Raw genomic sequence first — 17,210 nt, forward strand, 5'->3', positions numbered from 1 at the left:
ACGCGACGCTGCGGACGGTAGTCGTCGACCGCGAAATGCTGGGTGATGCGGTTGTCCCAGAAAGCCACGTCATTGGCCTGCCAGCGCCAGCGGATGGTGAATGCCGGGTGGGTGGCATGGGCGAAGAGCAGGCGCAGCAGTGCATCGCTTTCCGTGGCCGACAGTTCGTTGATGCGGGTGGTGAAGCCTTCGTTGACGAACAAGCCCTTGCGTCCGGTGACCGGATGGGCGCGCACCACCGGATGGCTGCGAGGCGGGTGCTTGCGCTTGGCGTCTTCCAGACGCTCGTGCTCTTCGGCTGTGAGGCTGAAGCGTTCCTCGGGAAAGGAACGGGACAGGTCGTGGGTGGCGGTCAAGCCATCCAGTAGCTCCTGGATGGGTTTCGACAATGCGTCATAGGCCGCGCTGCTGCTGGCCCAGAGGGTGTCACCGCCGTAGGGCGGGAGCTGTTTGGCGGCGAGCACCGCGCCGAGCGCCGGGGTTTCCAGGAAGGTCACGTCGGTGTGCCAGAGGGCGTTGTCGCGCACGTCGGTGACGGCGGTGTCGAGTACCAGCACCTCCGGCTGCTCGGGAATGTTCGGATAGATCGGGTGGATGTGCAGGTCACCGAAGTTGCGGGCGAAGGCTGCCTGCTGCTGCGGGTTCAGCGGCTGGTCGCGGAAGAACAGTACCTGGTGGTTGAGCAGGGCTTGCTCCACTGCAACGCGCTGCGAGGCGTCGAGCGGCTTGCTGAGGTCGAGGCCTTCGGCCACGGCGCCGAGGGCGGGGGAGAGCGGGGTGATATGCAGGGTCATGGCAGTGAATCTCCAGATAGCGCGGAGCGGGGATTCCCCTCACCCCGACCCTCTCCCGGAGGGAGAGGGGGAAATGCGGGATCAGTGGCTTTGCCCGTGCCAGGGCACGAGCTTGCGTTGCAGGGCGCGCAGGCCGAGTTCGAGGGCGAAGGCGATCAGGGCGATGACGAGGATGCCGAGGATCACCACATCGGTGACCAGGAACTGCGCCGCCGACTGCACCATGAAGCCCAGGCCACGGGTGGCGGCCACCAGCTCGGCGGCCACCAGGGTGGACCAGCCGACGCCAAGGCCAATTCGCACGCCGGTGAGGATGTCCGGCAGGGCACTGGGCAGGATCACATGGCGGATCAGTTGGGCCTGGCTGGCACCCAGCGACTGCGCCGCACGCAACCGCGCCGGGTCGACATTGCGCACGCCGGTGGCGGTGGCGATGGCGATGGGGGCGAAGATCGCGAGGAAGATCAGCAGCACCTTGGACAGCTCGCCGATGCCGCACCAGATGACGATCAGGGGCAGGTAGGCCAGCGGTGGAATGGGCCGATAGAACTCGATCAGCGGGTCGAAGATGCCACGGGCAATGCGGTTGCGGCCGATAGCGATCCCCAGCGGAACGGCGGTCAGTACCGCAGCCAGCAGCGCGGCGCCGATGCGTCCCAGGCTCGCGCTCAGATGCTGCCAGAGGCTGGCGTCCATGTAGCCCTGGGTCAGCAGCACCCAACCCTTGCGGGCGATGGCCTGCGGGCTGGGCAGGAACAGGGGTTCGATCAGGCCGGCGGTGGTCACGGCCCACCAGGCCAGCAGCAGGCTGCCGAGGGTCAGCAGGCTGATGGACAGGGTGCTCAGGGGCCGGCGCTGGCGTGGTTTCACAGTCGTGGCGGTCTTGCTGGCCAGGGTCAGGTCGAGACTACTCATGTGCTTCTCCTCTGGCGTTCGGCGAAGACCTGGGCGAGTACATGTTCGCGCGTCTCGATGAACTGCGGATCGGACTTGATCGCCCGTGCACTTTCCCCGGCGGCGTAGCGCTGGCCGAAGTCCAGACGCAGGCGTTCGCTGATGCGGCCCGGGTTGGGCGACAGCAGGATGAGTTCGGTGGCGAGGAAAACCGCTTCCTCGATGTCGTGGGTGATCAGGAAAACGGGTTTGGCCGCGCGTCGCCAGACTTGCAGCAACAGCTCCTGCATCTGTTCGCGGGTAAAGGCATCGAGGGCGCCGAAGGGCTCGTCCATCAGCAGCACGCGCGGGTCGGCGGCCAGGGCACGTGCGATCCCGACGCGCTGTTTCTGTCCACCGGAAAGTTCCCAGATGCGGCGCTTGTCGAAGCCGACGAGGTCCACCAGGGCGAGCATTTCGCGGGCACGTGCCTCACGCTCGGCACGGGGCACGCCGGCGAGTTCGAGGCCGAAGGCGACATTGCCGAGCACGTCCTGCCAGGGCAGTAGGGCATCGTCCTGGAACACCACGCCGCGTTCGGCGCTGGGGCCGTTGACGGGCACGCCGTCGAGGCTGATGCGACCGGCGCTGGGGCTGACAAAACCGGCAATGAGATTGAGCAGGGTGGTCTTGCCGCTGCCGGACGGGCCGAGGGCTACCAGTAGCTCGCCGGGGCCGAGGTCGAAGGAAATGTCGGTCAGTACCGGCTCGGCCGCGCCTGGGTACTGTGCGCTGATGCGCTCCAGCTGGAGTAAGGCCATTTTCTGCAGGGTCTCGAAAGGGCCTGCCCGACGTGTCGGGCAGGCGGGGTGAATCAGTTCTGGACGTACTTGGAGCTTACGTACGGGGCGTAGTCAGGCAGCACGGCGTCGACCTTGCCTTGCTCCTTGAGGAAGCGCGCGGTCTCGCTGATGGCCTGGGTGGTCGGTGCACCGAGGGCGGTTACCTGGTCGGCGGCGAGCGGGAAGACGTTGCCCTGCAGCAGCAGCGGGATGTCCTCGGCCTTGGCGCCGGACAGTTTCACCAGCTTGTCGATGTTGGCCTTGTCGGCCAGCCAGGCTTTCGGGTCCTTGCGGTAGGCGGCGTAGGCGTCGAGGGTCACCTTGGCGAAGGCGCGGACGACTTCCGGATGCTTCTTGGCGAAGTCCTTGCGCACGATCCAGGCGTCGAAGGTGGGCGCGCCCAGCTTGCTCAGCTCACCGGAGCTGATCAGCACCTTGCCGTTGGACTTGGCAACGCCCAGGGCCGGATCCCAGACGTAGGTGGCATCGATGTCGCCACGCTGCCAGGCGGCGACGATGGCTGGCGGTGCGAGGTTGAGGATGGTGACCTTGGTGGGGTCGATCTGCCAGTGCTTGAGGGCGGCCAGCAGGCTGTAGTGGCCGGTTGAAACGAAGGGCACGGCGATCTTCTTGCCGATCAGATCTTCGGGCTTGGTGATACCGGCGCCATTGCGCGCCACCAGGGCTTCGGCGTCGCCGATCTGGGTGGCAATGAGGAATGTCTGGATCGGCAGCTGGCGAGTGGCGGCGGCGGCCAGCGGGCTGGAGCCGACATAGCCGATTTGCACGTCACCGGAGGCGACGGCGGTGATGACTTCAGCGCCGCTGTCGAACTTGCGCCAGTCAATGCTGGATTTGCTCGCCTTCTCATAGGCGCCATCGGCCTGGGCGACCTTGGCCGGGTCGACGGTGGTCTGGTAGGCGACGGTGAAATCCGCGGCCTGGGCGCTCAGGGCCAGGCCGCCAAGGGTCAGGGCCGCCAGCAGGCGACGGGGAAACTGGGACGAAAGCATGGGGTGCTCCTCAACGGGCTGGGGCCGGTCTAGGAGGCCGGTCCACGGGACAGGGGTATTGCGTTCTGGGTGTCCGGTGGTCCGGTAGAGACAAGCTAATTGATCTAAAAAATAAGAAATAAATAATTTTTTAGAATTAGCTTAGGTCCGACGAATCGGGGGAGAGGAGCGGTCTGCGCACAATTGCTTATTTCTAAAAGTTATCTTTATCAAAAAAATAATTCTTTTTAGAAATTAGCATTCGCCTTCTAGAGTGGCGGCCTGCCGAAAGCGGACCGCCGCATCGCTTATGCACCGGAGCCTGTGAAAACGACAGTGGCTTCGAAGGTCACGCGGCGGCGCATCGCGTCTGCTCCTGCTCCGGGCATCTCACTCCCCTACAAGATCGCAATGGAGCATCGAGCATGAACAAGTCGTCCCTCGCCCTGGCCGTCGCCCTCGGCGTGCTGGCCCAGCAGGCCGCCGCTGGCGGTTTCATCGAAGACAGCAAGGCCAGCCTGGCCCTGCGCAACTTCTACATCAACTCGGACAACCGCCAGTTCGCCGACGCACCTTCCAAGCAGGAAGAGTGGGGCCAGGGCTTCTTGTTCAACTACGCCTCCGGCTACACCGAAGGCACCGTTGGCGTGGGCGTCGACGCGCTCGGCCTGTTGGGGGTGAAGCTGGATTCCGGCAAGGGCCGCCACTACAACCCGACCAGCGCCAGCTACGGCGGCACCGTGTTTCCCACCGACAATGACGGTCGCGCCGAGGACGACTTCGGCAGCCTCGGTGTGACCGGCAAGGTGCGTATCTCCAAGACCGAAGCGCGCATCGGCACGCTGCTGCCGAAGCTGCCGGTGGTGACCTACAACGACGGTCGCCTGCTGCCGCAGACCTTCGAGGGTGGCCAGGTGACCTCCAGCGAGATCGCCGGCCTGACCCTGGTCGGTGGCCAGCTGGAACACGCCAAGGGGCGTAACTCCAGCGACGCCCGCGGCCTGTCCATCGCCGGCGCGAACAACGCCCGTACCGGCCAGTTCGTCAACACGTTCTACTTCGCCGGTGGCGACTACAAGGTCAGCGACAACCTGCTCGCGCAGTACTACTACGGCAACCTGGAAGACTTCTATAACCAGCACTTTCTCGGCCTGACCCACAACTGGGCGCTGCCGGTGGGCGCGCTGAAGTCCGACCTGCGCTACTTCTACAGCGACTCCGACGGCAAGAACGCCAGCGTCGCCGGCCGCCGCGAAGGCTTCCGCAGCTCGGGCAACTGGGCGGCCAACGATCCGGACCGCTTTGAAGTCGACAACCGCACCTGGAGCGCCCTGTTCACCTACACCCTCGGTGGCCACGCGGCCAGCCTGGGCTACCAGCAGGTCTCCGGCGACAGCGCCTTCCCCTTCCTCAACCAGGGTGATGGCGCCACCGCCTACCTGATCACCGACCGCCAGATCGGCAAGTTCCTCAGCGCCGGCGAGCGCACCTGGGTGGCCGAATACGGCTACGACTTCGCCAAGCTCGGCGTGCCGGGCCTGAAGGCGGTGGGCACCTACCTGAAGGGCAGCAACATCGAGACCCAGGGCAGCGACCAGGGCGAGTGGGAGCGCGATTTTCGCCTCGACTACGTGCTGCAGGGCGGTCCGCTGAAAGGCCTAGGCGTGTCCTGGCGCAACGCCGCGCTGCGCAGTGATGCCGCCCGTGACCAGGACGAGAACCGCCTGATCCTGAGCTACACCCTGACGTTGCTGTAAGGCCGGTGGTGGGCTGAAGCCCACCCTACGATCGCGAATGAATTCGCCCTCCTGGCACTGACAGCCCCCTCTCCCTCCGGGAGAGGGTTGGGGTGAGGGCGACGGCCCGCAGTGAGCACCATGAGACCGCCGGGAACCTCATTCCAGAGGCCTTCCCGGCTTCTTCACGTTTGTATTTTTATATCTCTAAATCGCATAAATAAATCGTTATTTATTCTTATTAATTTGCAGTGCAGCTACGCATAGTGGGCCCCACGGAACGACACCCAGACACAGGAGCCGCACCATGAGTATCCGCCTCGGCGACATCGCCCCCGACTTTGAACAGGACTCCAGCGAAGGCCGCATCCGCTTCCATGAATGGCTGGACGGTAGTTGGGGCGTGCTGTTTTCGCACCCCGCTGACTTCACGCCGGTGTGCACCACCGAACTGGGATTCACCGCCAAGCTCAAGGATGAATTCACCGCCCGTGGCGTGAAGGCGATCGCCTTGTCGGTCGACCCGGTGGATTCCCATCACCGCTGGATCGATGACATCAACGACACCCAGGGCACCCTGGTGAATTTCCCGATCATCGCCGACGCCGACCGCCAGGTGTCCGACCTCTACGACCTGATCCACCCGAACGCCAACGACACCCTCACCGTGCGCTCGCTGTTCATCATCGACCCGAACAAGAAAGTGCGCCTGATCATCACCTACCCGGCCAGCACCGGGCGCAACTTCAACGAGATCCTGCGGGTAATCGACTCCCTGCAACTGACCGACAACCACAAGGTCGCCACCCCAGCCAATTGGCAGGACGGTGACGACGTGGTGATCGTGCCCTCGCTCAAGGATGAAGACGAAATCCGCCAGCGCTTCCCGCGCGGCTACAAGGCGGTCCGGCCCTACCTGCGCCTGACGCCGCAACCCAACCGCTGATCCATCCGGCGCCTCGCGCGCACTTAACGACCCCGCCTTACTCACCCGCCAACGGGCCAGCAGGCAACGACATCACAAGCAAAGTCATGAGGAGAGCGCCATGCGCACCATCACTTTGCGTCGGAGCCTGGCTGCCCTGTTCGCGGCTGCCCTGGCTTTCGGCGCCATCACTCAAGCACAGGCCGAAACCCTGCGAATCGGCTACCAGAAATACGGCACCCTGGTGCTGCTAAAGGCCAAGGGCACGCTGGAGAAGCGTCTGGCCGAACAGGGCATCGACGTCAAATGGACCGAGTTCCCCGGCGGCCCGCAGCTGCTGGAAGGCCTCAACGTGGGCTCCATTGACTTCGGCGTGACCGGCGAAACCCCGCCGGTATTCGCCCAGGCCGCTGGTGCCGATCTGCTCTACGTGGCCTATGAGCCGCCGGCGCCGCTGAGCGAAGCGATCCTGGTGCCCAAGGGGTCGTCCATCCAGTCGGTGAAGGAACTGGCCGGCAAGAAGGTCGCCCTGAACAAGGGTTCCAACGTGCACTACCTGTTGGTGCGTGCGCTGGAGGAGGCCGGTCTGAAGTACAGCGATATCCAGCCCGTCTACCTGCCCCCGGCCGACGCCCGCGCCGCCTTCGAACGCGGCAGCGTAGACGCCTGGGTGATCTGGGACCCCTTCCAGGCCGCCGCCGAGAAGCAGCTCGAGGCGCGCACCCTGCGCAATGGCGAAGGGCTTGTGGATAACCACCAGTTCTACCTGGCCACTCGCACCTATGCCCAGAAGCACCCGCAGGTGATCAACACCCTGATCGAGGAAGTACGCGCCGTGGGCGAGGACTCCAAGGCCGATCCGGACAAGGTCACCGAACAGGTCGCGCCGCTGCTGGGCCTGCCCAGGGACATCACTTCCATCGCCGTGAAGCGCCAGGGCTACGGTGCCCAGCCGCTGAGCCCGGAGGTGGTCACTGCGCAGCAGAAGATCGCCGACACCTTCACCGCGCTGAAGCTGATCCCGAAAAAACTCAGCATCGCCGACGTGATCTGGACGCCACCCGCAAAAGTCGCGCAGCAGTGACTTGAATCCCTCTCCCGAAGGGAGAGGGGAGGTTTTTAAGGAGACCACTCCATGAGCTTGAACATCTTCTGGTTCCTGCCGACCCACGGCGATGGCCACTACCTCGGCACCTCCGAGGGCGCCCGCGCCGTCGACCACGGCTACCTGCAACAGATCGCCCAGGCAGCCGACCGTCTCGGCTTCGGCGGCGTGCTGATCCCCACCGGGCGTTCCTGCGAGGACTCCTGGCTGGTGGCGGCTTCGCTGATCCCGGTAACCCAACGCCTGAAATTCCTCGTGGCCCTGCGCCCCGGAATCATTTCGCCGACCGTGGCCGCGCGCCAGGCGGCGACCCTGGATCGCCTGTCCGGTGGCCGCGCCTTGTTCAACCTGGTCACCGGTGGCGACCCGGATGAACTGGCCGCCGATGGCCTGCACCTGAACCACGCCGAGCGTTACGAAGCCTCGGTGGAGTTCACCCGCATCTGGCGCCGCGTGCTGGAGGGCGAAACCGTCGATTACGACGGCAAGCACCTCCAGGTGAAGGGGGCCAAATTGTTCTACCCGCCACTGCAACAGCCGCGTCCGCCGCTGTACTTCGGAGGTTCCTCCGAGGCCGCCCAGGACCTCGCCGCCGAGCAGGTCGAGCTGTACCTGACCTGGGGCGAGCCGCCGGCAGCGGTGAAAGAGAAGATCGAACAGGTGCGCGCCAAGGCCGCCAAGCTGGGTCGCACGGTGCGTTTTGGCATCCGCCTGCACGTGATCGTGCGTGAAACCAACGAAGCTGCCTGGGCGGCTGCCGACCGCCTGATCGAGAACCTCGACGATGCCACCATCGCCAAGGCGCAGGCTGCCTTCGCCCGCTTCGACTCGGTAGGCCAACAGCGCATGGCTGCCCTGCACAACGGCCGGCGCGACAAGCTGGAAGTCAGCCCCAACCTCTGGGCAGGGGTCGGCCTGGTGCGCGGTGGTGCCGGTACGGCGCTGGTGGGCGATGGTCCGACCGTGGCCGCGCGGGTGAAGGAATACGCCGACCTCGGCATCGATACCTTCATCTTCTCCGGCTATCCGCACCTGGAAGAGTCCTATCGTGTCGCCGAACTGCTGTTCCCGCACCTGGATGTGGCCCCTCCGCGCACCAACGACGGGCTGGGCTTCGTCAGCCCCTTCGGCGAGATGGTGGCCAACGAGGCCCTGCCCGAAGCCAAGCTGGCGTCGCAGAGCTGAGGGCGCGGGGATGAAATTCAATTCCATACTCCTGCGCCTGGCGCCCTGGGCCTTGCCCGTGGCGCTGCTGGCGATCTGGCAGGGTGCAGTGGCAACCGGCCTGCTCTCCACCCGCATCCTGCCAGCGCCAAGCGCGGTGCTGGCGGCGGGCTGGAGCCTGCTGTCCAGCGGCGAGATCTGGACCCATCTGGCCATCAGCGGCTGGCGTGCGGGTATCGGCTTCGCCATCGGCGGCGGCCTCGGCCTGTTGCTGGGCTTCATTACCGGCCTGTCGAAGTGGGGCGAGCGCCTACTGGACAGCTCGGTGCAGATGATCCGTAACGTGCCGCACCTGGCGCTGATTCCACTGGTGATCCTGTGGTTCGGCATCGATGAATCGGCGAAGATTTTCCTGGTTGCCCTCGGCACCCTGTTCCCCATTTACCTCAACACCTACCACGGCATCCGCAACGTAGACCCGGCGCTGGTGGAAATGGCGCGCAGTTACGGGTTGTCCGGCTTCGCACTGTTCAGCCAGATGATCCTGCCCGGGGCGCTGCCCTCGATCCTGGTGGGCGTGCGTTTCGCCCTTGGCTTCATGTGGCTGACGCTGATCGTCGCCGAGACGATTTCCGCCAGCTCCGGCATCGGCTACCTGGCGATGAACGCCCGCGAGTTCCTGCAGACCGATGTGGTGGTTCTGGCGATCCTGCTCTACGCGGTGCTCGGCAAGCTGGCCGACGTCGCCGCTCGGGGCCTGGAGCGCGTCTGGTTGCGCTGGCACCCGGCTTACCAGGCCAAGGGAGGTGCCGCATGACCGCTGCCCAGGTTCCACAACGCCTCAAGCGCGGCATACCGCTGGCGCTGCGCGGAATCGGCAAGGCCTTTGGCGAGCGTGAAGTGCTCAAGGGCATCGACCTGCTGATTCCTGCCGGCCAGTTCGTTGCGGTGGTCGGTCGCAGCGGGTGCGGCAAGAGCACCCTGCTGCGCCTGTTGGCCGGGTTGGACAAGCCCTCCCGTGGCGAGCTGCTGGCCGGCTCGGCGCCGTTGGAAGACGCCCGCGAGGACACTCGCCTGATGTTCCAGGATGCGCGCCTATTGCCCTGGAAACGGGTGATCGACAACGTCGGCCTGGGCCTCTCCGGCGACTGGCGTCCGCGCGCCCTCGAAGCCTTGGACGCAGTGGGGCTGGCCGACCGTGCGCATGAGTGGCCGGCGGCGCTCTCCGGTGGCCAGAAGCAGCGCGTGGCCTTGGCCCGCGCCCTGATCCACCAACCGCGCCTGCTGCTGCTGGACGAGCCCCTGGGTGCCCTAGATGCCCTGACCCGCATCGAGATGCAGCAGTTGATCGAGCGCCTCTGGCAGCAACACGGTTTCACTGTCCTGCTGGTGACCCACGACGTGAGTGAGGCGGTGGCCGTTGCCGACCGGGTGATCCTGATCGAGGACGGTGCAATCGGCCTGGATCTACCGGTTGAGCTGCAACGTCCGCGAGCCCGTGGCTCGGCCCGTCTCGCTGCGCTGGAAGCCGAAGTGCTGGACCGGGTGCTGGCGCTACCGCCGGCCCCGCCGGAACCCGAACCCATATCCCCCCTGCCCACGCAATTGCGTTGGGCACTTTGACCCAAACCCCAATACCCCGAGCAAAGGAATAACCGCCATGACCATCAAAGCCATCAACGTCCGCAACCAGTTCAAGGGCACTATCAAGGAAATCATCGAAGGCCCGGTGCTCTCGGAGATCGACGTGCAGACCGCCGCCGGCATCGTGACTTCCGTCATCACCACCCGCTCCGTGCGCGAGCTGGAACTGGGCATCGGCTCCGAGGTGATTGCCTTCGTGAAATCCACCGAGGTGTCGATTGCGAAGCTGTGATGCAGGCTGTGCTTCCGTAGGATGGGTAGAGCGGAGCGAAACCCATGCTGGCGTGCCCAGCATTCGATGGGTTTCGCAGGCTCTACCCATCCTACGGATACAAAAAACGAACCCCCGCATCTGCGGGGGTTCGTTCATTCCAGCTTGGCTCAGCGCTTTTGCGGCGCCGGTTGCTGTTGGGTGATGCAGTGGATGTTGCCGCCGCCGAGGAGGATCTCGCGGCCGGGCACCATCACCACTTCGTGCTGCGGGAAGACGCGCTTCAAGATGGCTTCGGCCGTGGCGTCTTTCGCGTCGTCGAACTTGGGCGCGACGATGCCGCCGTTGACGATCAGGAAGTTCACGTAGGAGCCAGCCAGGCGGATCGACGGATCGCGTTCCTGGGTGCCTTCCACCAGGTCCACACCGGCGCATTCTTCCTCGGTGGCGTAGATCGGGCCGGGGATCGGCATCTTGTGCACTACCAGCTGGCGGCCCTTGGCGTCGCGGGCGTGCTCCAGAACCTTCATGGCCGCCTGGCAGCGCGGGAAGTTCGGGTCGTGCGGGTCATCGGTCCAGGCCAGCAGGACTTCGCCCGGGCGCACGTAGCAGCAGAAGTTATCCACATGGCCGTCGGTCTCGTCGTTGTACAGGCCGTCCGGCAGCCAGATCACAGTCTCGATCGACAGTTGCTCGCGCAGCACGGCTTCGATCAGGTCGCGGGTCAGGTGCGGGTTGCGGTTCTTGTTCAGCAGGCACTCTTCGGTGGTGATCAGGGTGCCTTCGCCATCCACGTGGATGGAGCCGCCTTCCAGCACGAAGCCATCGGTGCGGTAACGCTTGCAGCCTTCGATTTCGAGGACCTTGCGGGCCACCTGGTCATCGCGGTTCCAGGGGAAGTAGAGGCCGCCGTCGAAGCCGCCCCAGGCGTTGAAGGTCCAGTCCACGCCGCGCACGTCGCCGTTGTCGTTGACCACGAAGGTCGGGCCGGTATCGCGGACCCAGGCGTCGTCTGTGCTGATTTCCACCACGCGGATGTTCGGTTCGTCGAGGCGTGCGCGGGCATTCTCGTACTGGGTGGCGGAGACGCAGACGGTCACCGGCTCGAAGCGGGCGATGGCCTTGGCCACGGCGGTGAAGGCCGCTTGCGCGGGCTTTCCGCCGAGGCGCCAGTTGTCGGGGCGTTCCGGCCAGACCATCCAGGTGCGGGTATGGGGTTCCCATTCGGCCGGCATGCGGAAGCCGTCATCGCGGGGGAGGCTGCTCAGTGTGTTCATCAACAATTCACCGTCTGAAATGGAGCAGGGGCCAACCCGCTGGCGAACAGTGCATCGCCATCGGGCTGGCCCCTGGATTCGGGCATTACGACTCGAGGGAGCCGTCCAGGGTCTTGATCGGGGAGTATAGGTTCGGGCGGCGGTCGCGGAACACACCCCAGGCGCTGCGCACATGCTCCAGTTTGTCGAGGTCGAAGCTGTGCACCAGGATGCCTTCTTCGGTCTCGTTGAGTTCCTCGACCTTGGCGCCGAACTGGTCGGCGATGAAGGAGGAGCCATAGAAGGTGATGTCGTAGCCGTCCTGCTCTTCCTTGCCGATGCGGTTGGACGCCACCAGCGGCATCAGGTTGGCGCCGGCATGGCCTTGTTGCACGCGCTGCCAGTGATCACGCGAGGTGATGTTCGCATCATGCGGCTCGCTGCCGATGGCGGTCGGGTAGAAGAGGATCTCGGCACCCAGCAGGGCCATGCTGCGGGCCGCTTCCGGGAACCACTGGTCCCAGCAGATGCCCACGCCGATCTTGGCGTAGCGGGTGTTCCAGACTTTGAAACCGGTGTCGCCCGGGTTGAAGTAGTACTTCTCGTGGTAGCCGGGGCCGTCCGGGATGTGGCTCTTGCGGTAGACGCCGAGGTTGCTGCCGTCGGCATCGATGATGGCGATGCTGTTGAAGCGTGCACGGCCAGCCTGCTCGAAGTAGCTGATGGGCAGCACGACCTGCAGTTCCTTGGCGACATTCTGGAAATGCGCGATGGCTTCGTTGGTCTCGGTCGGGGTGGCCAGTTGCAGATAGTCCGGGTTCGGCTTCTGGCAGAAGTAGGGGGTCTCGAAGAGCTCCTGGATCAGGATGATCTGGGCGCCTTTGGCGGCAGCCGCGCGGACCAGTTTCTCGGCGTTAGCGATATTCGCGGCGCGATTCCAGGAGCAGGCCATCTGGGTGGCGGCGACGGTAACGATGCGGGACATGGAACACCTCGTCAGTACGAATCAGGGCCGGTTGCCGGATATCTATCGGCAATCGGTGGTTTTTCCGTGCTGGCGGAGTGTGCCGCCGTGCGGATGGCGACTTTATATCCGATAAAAATCCGCTTTCAAAGCTAGATTTATCTATCAAAGGCTGATTCTTGATTTATTTGCGGATAAATATCGGTTTTGCGTGAATTCAGTCGTCCCGCGGAAGGGCGCGCTTGGGCAGGTAGGGCGGCAAGTAGAGACCGAGGTAGGCGTCGAATACGCGCATGCCTTCTTCAGCCAGGCGCGGGGTGATTGCGCCGTGCAGCTGCACCGAGCGGGCGTAGACGCGGTCGCCCAGTTCCATGGCCAGGGCGAAGACGTCGACGTCATCCGGCAGCACCGGCAACTCGAAGTGGCGCGCGAAGAGGGCGTGCATCAGTCGGCCCAGTTCGATGTCGTGCTGGCGGTCGGCCTGGGTGACTTCGGTGAGGCCGTGCTGGGCGAGGATCAGCTGACGCGCAGCGGCGTCGGCGGCGTAGATCGACAGCATGCGCTCTTCCACCAGCCGCGAGAGGTCGTGCCAGTGGCGCAGGCCGTCGTGCTCGATGGGTTGCTGCAGGCAGGCGCGAAAGGCGGCGTGGATGTCGGCAGTCAGCGCTTCGAGGATCGCCGGCACGCTGGCGAAGAAGTGGTAGACGGAGGAGGGCGGCATCTCTGCGCGCTCGGCAACGCTGTAGATCGACAGGTTGGCCACGCCCTGTTCGGCCAGCAGGGCGCGGGCGGCGTCGAGAATCCCGGCGATGCGCAGCTGACTGCTGGCGCGCGGTTTGCGGGCGGTGGCGGGACGCGGCATGGGAGGCTCCTTTCCGAAGAGGCGCTATTGGACGCCAGGCGGTGGTTCAGGAGCAAGAGAGCGGATGCATGGCCCCCTCTCCCGCGTGCGGCAGAGGGCCGCGGGAGAGAGGATTTTCTGGCCGGACTGCGTCCTGCTTGGCGAATAAATTCGCCCCTATAGGCCTTCGCGAAACGCCGTCCAGACTTCGTCGCGGGTGGCGCTGAGCTTCTCCGGCACTGGCTCGACCGGGAACAGGCGACGCTTGGTGTCCTTGTCCGGGTACAGGCCGGGCTGGTTGCGCAGGGAATCATCCAGGTACTGGCGGGCGTCAGCGTTACCGCTCGGGTAGAGGGTGGCGCTGGTGACCTTTGCCGCCACCTGCGGACGCAGCATGAAGTCGATGAACCGGTGTGCGAGGTCGGCGCGGTTGGCGCTGGTGGGGATCGCCAGATTGTCGATGAAGACCACCGAGCCTTCGTCCGGGACCATGAAGGTCACCGGCTGGCCGGCCGCGGCGGCGTTCAGGGCGTCGCCGACCCAGGCCATGGCGACGCAGAGGTTGCCGGCATTGAGATCAGCAATGTAGCGCTCGCTGTCGATGTAGCGCAGGTTCGGGCGCAGGCCATTGAGTGCCTCGGCGCTGCGCTTGAGCCGGCTTGGCGCGCTGCGGGCGAAGTTACGGCCCTGGTAGTTGAACAGCACGGCGAGGGTTTCGTCGGGGGCGTCCAGCAGGCTGATGCCGCACTGGCCAAGGCGCGCACTCTGTTCGGCATCGAACAGCAGGCTCCAGCTCTGGGGCAGCGGGCCGCCAAAGGCCTTCTCCGCCAGGGGCGTGTTCACGGCCAGGCCAACGGCACCCCAGAGGTAGGGCACGGCATGCTGGTTGTTCGGGTCCATGGCGGCCAGCTTGCTCAGCAGTTGCTTGTCCAGGTGCTGGCGGTTGGGCAGTCGGGAGAAGTCCAGGGGTTGCAGGCGGCCTTCCTTGATCAGTCGCGGCAGGTCGTTGTGCGAGGGGACTGCCACGTCGATCGGTTCGCCGCTGGCCAGCGCGTTGTCCAGCTCTTCGGCGCTGCTGAAGGTGTGGTACTCGACCTTGATGCCGGTTTCTTTCTGGAACTCTTCCAGCACCTCCGGGGCAATGTAGTCGTTCCAGTTGTAGACACGGATCAGGTCTTCGGCCTGGGCCAGTGCGGGGAGCAATGCGAGCAACAGCGGGGCGAGCAAGCGGGGCATGACGTCCTCCCTGATAAAGCATGCAGGTTCTGTTTGTTGTGGTTTCTTGCGGGTGCTGCAAGGCGCAGGCGGCCGGAAGGGTCCGTTGCGCCGGATGTTGCAAAGGGTCCAGATACGACAACGCCGGCCCTGGGGCCGGCGTTGTGGACTCGCTTACACGGTATGCAGGTACCAGTTGTACTCGAGGTCGGAGATGGAGTGCTCGAACTCCTCCAGCTCGCTTTCCTTACAGGCGACGAAGATGTCGATGTAGTCCGGGCTGATGTACTTGGCCAGGACTTCGCTGTCGTCCAGCTCGCGCAAGGCATCGCGCAGGTTGTTCGGCAGGCTTTGCTCCAGCTGTTCGTAGGAGTTGCCTTCGATGGGCGCCCCCGGCTCGACCTTGTTGGTCAGACCGTGGTGAATGCCCGCAAGGATGGCCGACATCATCAGGTAAGGGTTGGCGTCGGCACCGGCCACGCGGTGTTCGATGCGCACGGCATCTGCGCTACCGGTGGGCACGCGAACAGCTACGGTACGGTTGTCCAAACCCCAGCTCGGCGCGTTCGGCACGTAGAACTGCGCGCCGAAACGGCGGTAGGAGTTCACGTTCGGGCAGAGGAAGCCCATGGATGCAGGCATGGTCTCGAGCACACCGCCGACCGCATGACGCAAAGCGGCGTTCTGCTCGGGATCATCGGCGGTGAAGATGTTCTTGCCGGTCTTCTTGTCGATCAGCGAGATATGCACGTGCAGGCCGTTGCCCGCCTGGCCCGGGTAGGGCTTGGCCATGAAGGTGGTATCCATTTCATGGTCGTAGGCGATGTTCTTGATCAGACGCTTGAGCAGTACGGCGTAGTCGCAGGCCTTCAGGGCGTCTTCAACGTGATGCAGGTTGACTTCGAACTGGGCCGGGGCACTTTCCTTGACGATCGCGTCGGCCGGGATGCCCTGGACCTTGGCGCCTTCGAGGATGTCCTGCAGGCAGTCGGCGTATTCGTCGAGGTCGTCGATCAGGTACACCTGGGTGGACTGCGGACGCTTGCCGGAGATGGGAGAACGCGGCGGCTGCGGACGGCCGTTGATGTTCTCCTGGTCGATCAGGTAGAACTCCAGTTCGAACGCGGCGCAGATGGTCAGGCCGAGCTCATCGAATTTCTCCACCACACGACGCAGGACCTCGCGAGGGTCGGCAAAGAAGGGTTCGCCTTCGCCTTCGACCTCATGCATGGTCATAAGCAGCTGCGCGGTCGGGCGCTTCTGCCAGGGTTCGTCGCTGAGGGTGTCGGGGATGGGATAGCAGATGCGGTCTGCGTCGCCGATGTCCAGGCCGAGGCCGGTGCTTTCGACGGTGGATCCGTTGATATCGAGAGCGAAGATGGAAGCGGGGAGGTTGATGCCTTTCTCGTAGACTTTGGTCAGGCTGGCGCGTTCGATTCGCTTGCCTCGTACCACTCCATTCATATCTGCAATCAACAGGTCGACGAACTGGACCTCAGGATGCTCCTTAAGGAACTCGTTCGCTTCTTGAAGCTGAACGGCACGCGGGGGTACCGACATGATGCAACACCTTTATTGTTAAAAATATCAATCACGCTCTATCTAAGGTGTGAGTCAATCCGAATCACCCCTCGATGTCAAGCGAGCCCTATTTTGCCCCAAAAACGGGCTCAATGGCCAGTTTTGGGGCGTTCTGGGGCATCCGAACCTCTCTCAGAGCCCTGCCGGCTGCGGTGCTCAGCGGGGCGTGTTCAATTTTTTACAGCCCTATTGTGTAAAAAAATGAACAACGCTAAGCTCGGTCGCAACCCATAACAGACAAATAAAACGGGTGTCTCATGTCTCGCCTGCCGTTGATCGGCGTCTCCGCTTGCACCAGAGAGATCGGTCCTCAGACTTATCATATAGCGGGTGACAAGTATGTTCGTGCGGTGGCGGTCGGAGCTGGTGGTGTTCCGCTAGTGATCCCGGCCCTGGCTGAACTGATGGACCAGGCGAGCCTGCTGGCCAGCCTGGACGGTCTTCTCTTTACCGGCTCTCCTTCTAATGTAGAGCCCCATCATTATAGCGGCCCCGCTTCCGAGCCCGGCACCCGTCATGATCCCGCCCGGGATCGCACTACTCTGCCTCTGGTCCGTGCGGCCATCGCCGCCGGTATTCCCGTTCTGGGCATTTGCCGTGGTTTCCAGGAAATGAACGTGGCCTTTGGCGGCACCCTGCACCAGCGCGTGCATGAAGTAGAAGGATTCATGGACCACCGCGAGCCGGCCGACGAGCCGCTCGAGGTGCAATACGCTCCCCGTCACCTGCTGCGGGTGCAGCCGGGTGGCGTGCTCGACGGCATCGGCTTGCCGTCCGAGATTCAAGTCAACTCCATTCATGGCCAGGGCGTTGAACGTCTGGCGCCGGGCCTGCATGTAGAGGCTCTGGCGCCCGATGGGTTGGTCGAGGCCTTTTCGGTCGAAGGCGCCAAGAGCTTTGCCCTTGGGGTGCAGTGGCATCCCGAGTGGCAAGTGCGGACCAACCCGAACTATCTCGCCATCTTCCAGGCCTTTGGTGAGGCTTGCAGGGAGAAGGCGGGGCAACGCTGAGCGGGAGAACTCTTCAGGAAACCGGCGATTTGCCGTGTCGCGCAGTTCGGACTGTAC

Annotated in this window: 17 protein-coding genes; 8 read left to right on the plus strand and 9 right to left on the minus strand. The window is 64.2% G+C overall.

What is annotated here, in order from left to right; translation table 11 throughout:
- The 4 genes from tauD to tauA all read right to left on the minus strand — a co-directional run.
- Positions 1-794, minus strand: a 794-nt coding sequence (gene tauD / locus FFS60_RS14060; RefSeq protein ID WP_137822314.1) for a taurine dioxygenase, incomplete at its 3' end; no start/stop codon positions are given.
- 81 nt (positions 795-875) lie between these two features.
- Positions 876-1,709 carry a taurine ABC transporter permease TauC gene (gene tauC / locus FFS60_RS14065; protein WP_028629103.1) on the minus strand — a complete coding sequence of 278 codons (834 nt, stop codon included), beginning with the start codon at positions 1,707-1,709 and terminating at the stop codon, positions 876-878.
- Positions 1,706-2,488 carry a taurine ABC transporter ATP-binding subunit gene (tauB, locus tag FFS60_RS14070; protein WP_137822315.1) on the minus strand — a complete coding sequence of 261 codons (783 nt, stop codon included), beginning with the start codon at positions 2,486-2,488 and terminating at the stop codon, positions 1,706-1,708. The genes tauC and tauB overlap by 4 nt, the downstream gene beginning before the upstream one ends.
- Before the next feature lie 53 nt (positions 2,489-2,541).
- Entirely contained in the window at positions 2,542-3,522 is a 981-nt protein-coding gene (gene tauA, locus FFS60_RS14075) for a taurine ABC transporter substrate-binding protein (protein ID WP_028629101.1), read from the minus strand.
- 404 nt (positions 3,523-3,926) lie between these two features.
- Here tauA and FFS60_RS14080 point away from each other — a divergent pair, with 404 nt between their 5' ends.
- The 7 genes from FFS60_RS14080 to FFS60_RS14110 all read left to right on the plus strand — a co-directional run bounded on the left by FFS60_RS14080 (position 3,927) and on the right by FFS60_RS14110 (position 10,307).
- Entirely contained in the window at positions 3,927-5,258 is a 1,332-nt protein-coding gene (locus tag FFS60_RS14080; RefSeq protein ID WP_028629100.1) for an OprD family porin, read from the plus strand.
- Positions 5,259-5,544: 286 nt separating this feature from the next.
- Positions 5,545-6,183 (plus strand): peroxiredoxin, encoded by a 639-nt coding sequence (locus tag FFS60_RS14085; RefSeq protein ID WP_028629099.1) that lies wholly within the window; start codon positions 5,545-5,547, stop codon positions 6,181-6,183.
- A gap of 100 nt (positions 6,184-6,283) precedes the next feature.
- Positions 6,284-7,246, plus strand: coding sequence for a sulfonate ABC transporter substrate-binding protein (locus FFS60_RS14090; protein WP_137822316.1), 963 nt, complete (start codon positions 6,284-6,286; stop codon positions 7,244-7,246).
- Positions 7,247-7,297: 51 nt separating this feature from the next.
- Positions 7,298-8,452: an FMNH2-dependent alkanesulfonate monooxygenase gene (gene ssuD, locus FFS60_RS14095; protein WP_137822317.1), complete on the plus strand. Its 1,155-nt coding sequence runs from the start codon at positions 7,298-7,300 to the stop codon at positions 8,450-8,452.
- A 10-nt stretch (positions 8,453-8,462) separates the two neighbouring features.
- Entirely contained in the window at positions 8,463-9,248 is a 786-nt protein-coding gene (gene ssuC, locus FFS60_RS14100) for an aliphatic sulfonate ABC transporter permease SsuC (RefSeq protein ID WP_137822318.1), read from the plus strand.
- Positions 9,245-10,054, plus strand: a complete 810-nt coding sequence (gene ssuB / locus FFS60_RS14105) for an aliphatic sulfonates ABC transporter ATP-binding protein (RefSeq protein WP_028629095.1) — start codon at positions 9,245-9,247, stop codon at positions 10,052-10,054. Before ssuC ends, ssuB begins: the two co-directional genes overlap by 4 nt.
- A 37-nt stretch (positions 10,055-10,091) precedes the next feature.
- Positions 10,092-10,307, plus strand: a complete 216-nt coding sequence (locus FFS60_RS14110) for a molybdopterin-binding protein (protein WP_003455791.1) — start codon at positions 10,092-10,094, stop codon at positions 10,305-10,307.
- Positions 10,308-10,456: 149 nt separating this feature from the next.
- Here the strand turns inward: FFS60_RS14110 and aguA are convergent, their stop codons facing one another.
- The 5 genes from aguA to FFS60_RS14135 all read right to left on the minus strand — a co-directional run bounded on the left by aguA (position 10,457) and on the right by FFS60_RS14135 (position 16,122).
- Entirely contained in the window at positions 10,457-11,563 is a 1,107-nt protein-coding gene (gene aguA, locus FFS60_RS14115) for an agmatine deiminase (protein ID WP_028629094.1), read from the minus strand.
- A gap of 85 nt (positions 11,564-11,648) precedes the next feature.
- Positions 11,649-12,527, minus strand: coding sequence for an N-carbamoylputrescine amidase (gene aguB, locus FFS60_RS14120; RefSeq protein ID WP_028629093.1), 879 nt, complete (start codon positions 12,525-12,527; stop codon positions 11,649-11,651).
- A 196-nt stretch (positions 12,528-12,723) separates the two neighbouring features.
- Positions 12,724-13,368, minus strand: a complete 645-nt coding sequence (locus tag FFS60_RS14125; RefSeq protein WP_028629092.1) for a TetR/AcrR family transcriptional regulator — start codon at positions 13,366-13,368, stop codon at positions 12,724-12,726.
- A gap of 156 nt (positions 13,369-13,524) precedes the next feature.
- Positions 13,525-14,583 (minus strand): polyamine ABC transporter substrate-binding protein, encoded by a 1,059-nt coding sequence (locus FFS60_RS14130; protein ID WP_028629091.1) that lies wholly within the window; start codon positions 14,581-14,583, stop codon positions 13,525-13,527.
- Between the two features lie 153 nt (positions 14,584-14,736).
- Positions 14,737-16,122, minus strand: a complete 1,386-nt coding sequence (locus FFS60_RS14135; protein WP_028629090.1) for a glutamine synthetase family protein — start codon at positions 16,120-16,122, stop codon at positions 14,737-14,739.
- Positions 16,123-16,400: 278 nt separating this feature from the next.
- Here FFS60_RS14135 and FFS60_RS14145 point away from each other — a divergent pair, with 278 nt between their 5' ends.
- Positions 16,401-17,153 (plus strand): gamma-glutamyl-gamma-aminobutyrate hydrolase family protein, encoded by a 753-nt coding sequence (locus FFS60_RS14145; RefSeq protein ID WP_028629089.1) that lies wholly within the window; start codon positions 16,401-16,403, stop codon positions 17,151-17,153.
- Positions 17,154-17,210: the final 57 nt, after the last annotated feature.

It is taken from the genome of Pseudomonas sp. D(2018) (assembly GCF_005502555.1).
In the GTDB taxonomy this organism is placed as follows: Bacteria; Pseudomonadota; Gammaproteobacteria; order Pseudomonadales; family Pseudomonadaceae; genus Metapseudomonas; species Metapseudomonas resinovorans.

Bases quoted from the DNA above. Each gene is read 5' to 3' on its own strand.
- tauC (WP_028629103.1), bottom strand. From the start codon at position 1,709: ATGAGTAGTCTCGACCTGACCCTGGCCAGCAAGACCGCCACGACTGTG.
- tauB (WP_137822315.1), bottom strand. From the start codon at position 2,488: ATGGCCTTACTCCAGCTGGAGCGCATCAGCGCACAGTACCCAGGCGCG.
- tauA (WP_028629101.1), bottom strand. From the start codon at position 3,522: ATGCTTTCGTCCCAGTTTCCCCGTCGCCTGCTGGCGGCCCTGACCCTT.
- FFS60_RS14080 (WP_028629100.1), top strand. From the start codon at position 3,927: ATGAACAAGTCGTCCCTCGCCCTGGCCGTCGCCCTCGGCGTGCTGGCC.
- FFS60_RS14085 (WP_028629099.1), top strand. From the start codon at position 5,545: ATGAGTATCCGCCTCGGCGACATCGCCCCCGACTTTGAACAGGACTCC.
- FFS60_RS14090 (WP_137822316.1), top strand. From the start codon at position 6,284: ATGCGCACCATCACTTTGCGTCGGAGCCTGGCTGCCCTGTTCGCGGCT.
- ssuD (WP_137822317.1), top strand. From the start codon at position 7,298: ATGAGCTTGAACATCTTCTGGTTCCTGCCGACCCACGGCGATGGCCAC.
- ssuC (WP_137822318.1), top strand. From the start codon at position 8,463: ATGAAATTCAATTCCATACTCCTGCGCCTGGCGCCCTGGGCCTTGCCC.
- ssuB (WP_028629095.1), top strand. From the start codon at position 9,245: ATGACCGCTGCCCAGGTTCCACAACGCCTCAAGCGCGGCATACCGCTG.
- FFS60_RS14110 (WP_003455791.1), top strand. From the start codon at position 10,092: ATGACCATCAAAGCCATCAACGTCCGCAACCAGTTCAAGGGCACTATC.
- aguA (WP_028629094.1), bottom strand. From the start codon at position 11,563: ATGAACACACTGAGCAGCCTCCCCCGCGATGACGGCTTCCGCATGCCG.
- aguB (WP_028629093.1), bottom strand. From the start codon at position 12,527: ATGTCCCGCATCGTTACCGTCGCCGCCACCCAGATGGCCTGCTCCTGG.
- FFS60_RS14125 (WP_028629092.1), bottom strand. From the start codon at position 13,368: ATGCCGCGTCCCGCCACCGCCCGCAAACCGCGCGCCAGCAGTCAGCTG.
- FFS60_RS14130 (WP_028629091.1), bottom strand. From the start codon at position 14,583: ATGCCCCGCTTGCTCGCCCCGCTGTTGCTCGCATTGCTCCCCGCACTG.
- FFS60_RS14135 (WP_028629090.1), bottom strand. From the start codon at position 16,122: ATGTCGGTACCCCCGCGTGCCGTTCAGCTTCAAGAAGCGAACGAGTTC.
- FFS60_RS14145 (WP_028629089.1), top strand. From the start codon at position 16,401: ATGTCTCGCCTGCCGTTGATCGGCGTCTCCGCTTGCACCAGAGAGATC.